Raw genomic sequence first — 1,255 nt, 5'->3', positions numbered from 1 at the left:
ACAGCCGTTTCGGACACGTCCTGCAGGGGCGATACAAGAGCTTTCTGGTCCAGAGAGAGGAGCAATTCCTGGAAAACTGCCGATACATAGTCCTGAACCCGGTCAGGGCAAAGATAGTGAGGACCCCTTCTGAATGGAAATGGAGCAGCTACAATGCAACACGGGGAGTTTGCCGATGCCCCCCTTTCCTCGACGTGGCATTCCTCCTGAGCCAGTTCAGCTCATCTCAATCGGAAGCCCGGGCGATCTATAGAAATTTCATTCTGGCCGGCATCGGGATGGATTCACCCCTGAAAACGGTGAAACACCAGATTTTTCTCGGTTCAGATTCGTTTGTCCAGGAGGCGCGAGAAAAGGTATGCCCCAGAGACGGGCTGCAAAATGTTTCAGGAATCCAAAAAGTTGCGGGGAGCCCGGGGTTGCCCGACCTCTTTAGAGGCGAAGCCCTCTATTCGAAAAAAATCAGGAACGAAAGGATCCTCGATGCCTTTGACAGCTATGGCTATACCCTCAGGGAGATCGGTGAGCACCTTGACCTGCACCCCAATTACCTATCGTCTCTTTTAGGAAAAATGCGAAAAAGCTGAGGAAATGGGAACTGACCCCGGGTTTTGACCTTCGGGTTTGTCCTATTTATTATATTATTTTTATTTTGTTATAATATAGGTGTACCGATAATCTTCTTGGCTCGCTGTAGATTTTTTTCGTGCTGAAGCTCCCATGATTGTGGCTGGGGATGCAAACCACATCAAAAAAGGAGGGAACGATGGTAGAAATGATTCCCACTGACGCCGACAACATCATCGGCTTTCGCTTCAGCGGCAAGTTCGAGGACGAAGACTTCGAAATGGTAACCGAACTCATGGAGAAGAGGCTCGAGGATCACGACAAGCTGCGCGTATACGCAGAGGTGGAGAGCTTCAAGGGGATAGCCCTGATGGCGCTTCTTCGGGACATTGCATTCAGCCTGAAGCATTTCCGGGATTTCGAGAAGGAAGCGGTGGTTTCTGACAATGAGTGGATCGGCAAGCTCGCCCGGATGGGGGACAAGATAATTCCCAACATCGAAGTGAGACACTTTCCTCTCAAGGAAAAAGAAGAAGCTCTCGAATGGCTCAAACATTGAGTGTGGGACCTGGCACTTCCTTCTGAAATGAACAGGTCGAACCGTTCGTCCTGACCGATTTGAAAGGAGGGGTTTTTTTGGCCAACCTCCCCTCCTCTCTCACCACAGCGAACAATTTTGCGGGAATGC

General features: G+C 50.2%; 2 protein-coding genes. Both read left to right on the top strand.

The window, feature by feature from the left end:
• A partial coding sequence (locus GTN70_00570) for an addiction module toxin RelE (GenBank protein ID NIO15495.1) occupies window positions 1-587 on the top strand: 587 nt, incomplete at its 5' end.
• A gap of 179 nt (window positions 588-766) precedes the next feature.
• Window positions 767-1,126, top strand: a complete 360-nt coding sequence (locus GTN70_00565; protein ID NIO15494.1) for an STAS/SEC14 domain-containing protein — start codon at window positions 767-769, stop codon at window positions 1,124-1,126.
• Window positions 1,127-1,255: the final 129 nt, after the last annotated feature.

The sequence above is a fragment of the Deltaproteobacteria bacterium genome (assembly GCA_011773515.1).
Taxonomy (GTDB): domain Bacteria; phylum Desulfobacterota; class Deferrimicrobia; order J040; family J040; genus WVXK01.
The sequence above is the reverse complement of the archived record's forward strand: the minus strand, read 5'-3'. Positions and strand labels throughout refer to the sequence as shown.